4 protein-coding genes are annotated in these 4859 nt (G+C 73.7%); all 4 read left to right on the top strand.

The genetic code is table 11. The features are described 5' to 3' along the window. Positions 1 to 1679, top strand: a 1679-nt coding sequence (locus tag H5J33_RS23530) for a SpoIIE family protein phosphatase (RefSeq protein WP_181796894.1), incomplete at its 5' end; no start/stop codon positions are given. A gap of 103 nt (positions 1680 to 1782) precedes the next feature. Further along, a complete protein-coding gene (locus H5J33_RS23525; protein ID WP_181796893.1) occupies positions 1783 to 2502 on the top strand; it encodes a class I SAM-dependent methyltransferase in 720 nt (239 codons plus the stop codon). A gap of 71 nt (positions 2503 to 2573) precedes the next feature. Then, on the top strand, positions 2574 to 3407 hold the full coding sequence (locus H5J33_RS23520; RefSeq protein WP_181796892.1) for a M55 family metallopeptidase: 834 nt from the start codon (positions 2574 to 2576) through the stop codon (positions 3405 to 3407). Beyond that, positions 3400 to 4704 carry a M20/M25/M40 family metallo-hydrolase gene (locus H5J33_RS23515; protein WP_181796891.1) on the top strand — a complete coding sequence of 435 codons (1305 nt, stop codon included), beginning with the start codon at positions 3400 to 3402 and terminating at the stop codon, positions 4702 to 4704. The genes H5J33_RS23520 and H5J33_RS23515 overlap by 8 nt, the downstream gene beginning before the upstream one ends. Positions 4705 to 4859 lie beyond the last annotated feature (155 nt).

Raw genomic sequence — 4859 nt, 5'->3', positions numbered from 1 at the left:
ACGCCGCCGTCCGCGAGCGGCTGGAGTTCCTGAACGAGGTCAGCTCCCGCATCGGCTCCTCCCTGGACCTCGGCGAGACCATCCGCGAGGTCACCAGCGCCGCCGTACCCCGGTTCGCGGACTTCGCCGGGACCCACCTGCGCGCCGCGGTGCTGGCCGGCGAGGGCTTCCCGGACGGCCCGCCGGACGCCAGCACCGTGATGTTCCGCGTCTGGGTCGAGCACAACGACGAACCCGGCCGCTGGGACGACACCGTGCCCGTCGGCGAGGCCTTCGCCTTCCCCGAGCACACCCCGTTCTACCAGTGCATGGTCACCGGCGAGCCCGTCCTCGTCCCACGGGTCACCGAAGAGCTTTCCGAGCGGATCTCCGGCGAGTTCGAGAAGCGCGACCTCAGGCCGCTCATCAACGGCCGGTCGCTGCTGATCGTCCCGCTCAAGGCGCGCAACGTCGTCCTCGGCTTCATGGTGCTGATGCGCCGCCCCGACCGGCCGCAGTTCGACGACATGGACCGCACCACCGGCGCCGAACTCGCCGCCCGCGCGGGCCTCGTGCTCGACAACGCGCGCATGTACACGTACCAGGAGAACGTCGCCGACACTCTCCAGGACAGCATGCTGCCGCAGATCACCCCGCGGATGGCCGGCTGTGACGTCGCCACCCGCTACCTGCCCGGCACCCGGCTCGGCAGGATCGGCGGCGACTGGTTCGACACGATCAAGCTGCCCGGCTCCCGCACCGCCCTGGTGGTCGGCGACGTCATGGGCCACGGACTGAACTCGGCCGCGATGATGGGCCAGTTGCGCACCGCCGTACAGACCATGGCCGCCATGGAGACACCGCCCGCCCAGCTCCTGCGCAACCTGGACGACCTGGCCCGCCGGCTCGGCGACACCTACCTCGCCACCTGCCTGTACGCGGTCTACGACCCGATCCGCGGCGAGCTGACCCTCGCCAACGCCGGCCACATCCCGCCCGTGCTGGTGCGCGCCGAGGACGGCGGCAGCAGCCTCCTCGACCTGCCGACCGGAGCCCCGATCGGCGTCGGCGGCGTCCCGTTCGAGGCCGTCCGGGTCAAGGTGGCGCCCGGCGACCGGCTGGTGCTGTGCACGGACGGCCTGGTCGAGGTGCGCGGCTCCGACATCGGCGAGGGCCTGGCCGCGCTCTGCGAGTCCGCCGCCCACCCCGCGGCCTCGATGGACGACGCCTGCGACACCATCATCCGGGCGCTGAACACCCGCGGCGGACGCAAGGACGACGTCGCCCTGCTCATGGCGCGCCTCAACGGCATCCCGGACGACCACGTCGCCGAGTGGCGGCTGGAGTCCGTGCCGGCCGAGGTGCCCCGGGCCCGCCGCCTGGTGCGCGGGCAACTGCTGGAGTGGGGCCTGCCGCAGGCCGTGGAGAGCGCCGAACTGCTGGTCAGCGAGGTCGTGACCAACGCCGTGCTGCACGCCGGGAGCGACCGGATCGGCCTGCGGATCGTGCGCACCGACGCGCTGCTGTTCGAGGTCACCGACGACGAACCGGCCCTGCCCGCCCTGCTGGGCACCGGCCCCGACGACGAGTCGGGCCGCGGCCTGCGCGTGGTCAGCCGGCTGGCGAGGGAGTGGGGCGCCAGCGCCACCGGGCACCGCAAGACCGTCTGGTTCGAACAGGCCCTCACCACCGGCCGCTGACCCGCCGGCACGCACCCCGCCCGGGAATCGGGCCGCACGGCCCTTGCCCCGCGCCGGTCCGCCGCGATATCCCGATCACGGAACCGACCCGTGGGGAGATCGCATGAACATATCGGACACCTATCGCGACGCGTGGGAGAGCTACTGGAGCGAGACCTCCGGCGCCCGGGGGGAGGCGATATGGGACAGTGACCCCTCGCTGAGCGCCGCGCCGCACAGCGAACTCCTCCTGCCGCACGCCGACCCGAACCGTACGATCGTCGACCTCGGCTGCGGCAACGGCACCCAGACCCGCTATCTGGCCACCCGGTTCGCCCGTGCCGTGGGTGTCGACCTCTCCCACGCGGCCGTCGAACACGCCCGGCGCGCCGCGGGCGACGCCCCCGTCGAGTTCCAGCAGCTCGACCTCACCGACACCGACGCCGTCCGCGCCCTGCACCGGCGGCTCGGCGACAGCCACGTCTACATGCGGGCCGTCATCCACCAGAGCGAACCGGCCGCGCGCCCCGCGGTGGCCGCCGCCGTCGCCGAGATCATCGGCACCGGGGGCCGGGCCTTCGTGGTCGAGCTGACCAGCGCCTCCCGGGACGTCCTCAGCCGCGCCGCCGCCGGACCGGCCGGCCCGCCGCCCAAGCTCCGCCGCGTCTTCCACCACGGCCTCAAGCCCGCCGACGCCCCCGACGACGAGATCCCGCGCCTGCTCGCCGAGGCCGGCCTCACCGTCCTGGCCGACGGCGAGACCGCCCTGCCGCAGACCGAGTACCTCCCCGACGGCACCCGCATCGACCTGCCGGCCCACTGGTTCGTCCTCGCCCGGGCCTGAGGCGGACTCGGGCACCGCGTCCACCGCCGGGTCGTGGCCAGGGGGCGGCCCGGCGCGTAACGTGACACGGCATGAAGATCCTCATCAGTGCCGACATGGAGGGGGCCACGGGCGTCACCTGGCCCGCCGACGTGCTGCCGGGGACGCCGCAGTGGGAGCGGTGCCGGTCGATGTTCACCTCGGACGTGAACGCCGCCGCCGAGGGCTTCTTCGACGGCGGCGCCGACCGGGTGCTGGTCAACGAGGCCCACTGGACCATGCGCAACCTGCTGCTGGAACGGCTCGACGAGCGGGTGGAGATGCTCACCGGCAGGCACAAGGCGCTGTCGATGGTGGAGGGCGTCCAGCACGGCGACGTCGACGGCATCGCCTTCGTCGGCTACCACGCCGGCGCCGGCATGGAGGGCGTCCTCGCCCACACCTACCTCGCCAACCAGATCACCGGGGTGTGGCTGAACGGCGTCCGCGCCAGCGAGGGTCTGCTCAACGCCCACGTCGTCGCCGAGTACGGCGTCCCGGTCGTCCTCGTCACCGGCGACGACGTGGCCTGCGAGGACGCCCTCGGCTACGCGCCCGAGGCACCGAAGGTGGCCGTCAAGGACCATGTGTCCCGGTACGCGGCCGTGTGCCGCACCCCGGCCCGGACCGCCGCCGACATCCGCGCCGCCGCCAAGGAGGGCGCCCGGCTGGCGGTCCGTCACCAGCCCGCCGAGGCGGGGCCGTTCACGGTCGCCGTCGAGTTCGACGCCGAGCACCTCGCCCAGGCCGCCACCGTCGTCCCCGGCGTGGCGCGCACCGGTGAGCGGAAGGTGGCCTACACCAGCGCCACCATGTACGAGGGCATCAGGACGTTCAAGGCGGTCACCACGATCGCCTCCGCCGCCGTGGAGGAGCAGTATGGCTGACCCGCAGGCACTCGACGAGGTCGTGGAGTTCACCTCCGGCCTGATCCGCATCGACACCACCAACCGGGGCGGCGGCGACTGCCGGGAGCGGCCGGCCGCCGAGTACGCCGCCGAACGGCTGGCCGGGGCCGGCCTGGAACCCCTGCTGCTGGAGCGCACCCCGGGCCGCACCAACGTGGTGGCCCGGATCGAGGGCGCCGACCCGTCCGCCGACGCGCTGCTGGTCCACGGCCACCTGGACGTCGTACCCGCCGAGCCCGCCGACTGGAGCGTGCCGCCGTTCTCCGGGGAGGTCCGGGACGGCGTGGTGTGGGGGCGGGGCGCCGTCGACATGAAGAACATGGACGCGATGATCCTCGCGGTGGTCCGCTCCTGGGCCCGGCAGGGCGTACGGCCCCGCCGGGACCTGGTCATCGCCTTCACCGCCGACGAGGAGGCCAGCGCCGAGGACGGCTCCGGCTTCCTCGCCGACCGGCACCCCGAACTCTTCGAGGGCTGCACCGAGGGGGTCGGCGAGGCGGGTGGCTTCACCTTCCACGACGGCTCCGGCCGGGAGATCTACCCGATCGCGGCGGGGGAGCGGGGCACCGCCTGGCTGAAGCTCACCGCGCGCGGCCGGGCCGGGCACGGCTCCAAGGTCAACCGGGAGAACGCGGTGACCCGGCTGGCCGCCGCCGTCACCCGCATCGGCGAACACGAGTGGCCGGCGCGCCTCACCCCCACCGTGCGGGCCGCCCTGGACGCGCTCACCGCGCTGTACGGCATCGAGGCCGGACGCACCGACGTGGACCGGCTGCTGGACAAGCTCGGCCCCGCGGCGGCGCTGGTCGAGGCGACCGTCCGCAACAGCGCCAACCCGACGATGCTGAACGCCGGTTACAAGCTCAACGTCGTTCCCGGCGAGGCGGTCGCCTACGTGGACGGGCGCTGTCTGCCCGGCACCGAGGAGGAGTTCGCCGCCACCCTGGACCGGCTCACCGGCCCGGACGTCCACTGGGAGTTCGCACACCGCGAAGCGGCCCTCCAGGCACCGGTGGACACCCCGCTGTTCGCCGGAATGCGGGCCGCCCTCGAGGAGTTCGCGCCCGGTGGGCACGTCGTGCCGTACTGCATGGCCGGCGGCACCGACGCCAAGCAGTTCTCCCGGCTGGGCATCACCGGCTACGGTTTCGTACCGCTGAAGCTGCCCGTCGGCCTCGACTACCAGGCGCTGTTCCACGGCGTGGACGAGCGCGTGCCCGTCGAGGCGCTGCACTTCGGCGTCCGCGTCCTGGACCGCTTCCTGAGGGCGGCCTAGTCGATGGGGGAACAGACGCGCACCGCGCCGTACGGATCCTGGCCCTCGCCCGTGACCGCCGCGCTCGCCGCCGCGCACGACGGCCACCCGGACTGGGTCGGGTTCGTCGGCGACGAGATCTGGTGGACCGAGCCCCGGCCGGCCCGTTCCCACCC

The sequence above is a fragment of the Streptomyces sp. WELS2 genome (genome assembly GCF_013870595.1).
Taxonomy (GTDB): Bacteria; Actinomycetota; Actinomycetes; order Streptomycetales; family Streptomycetaceae; genus Streptomyces.
The sequence above is the reverse complement of the archived record's forward strand: the minus strand, read 5'-3'. Positions and strand labels throughout refer to the sequence as shown.

What these genes read in the sequence shown, in the direction of transcription:
- H5J33_RS23525 (WP_181796893.1), top strand. Translation starts at nt 1,783, where the DNA reads ATGAACATATCGGACACCTATCGCGACGCGTGGGAGAGCTACTGGAGC.
- H5J33_RS23520 (WP_181796892.1), top strand. Translation starts at nt 2,574, where the DNA reads ATGAAGATCCTCATCAGTGCCGACATGGAGGGGGCCACGGGCGTCACC.
- H5J33_RS23515 (WP_181796891.1), top strand. Translation starts at nt 3,400, where the DNA reads ATGGCTGACCCGCAGGCACTCGACGAGGTCGTGGAGTTCACCTCCGGC.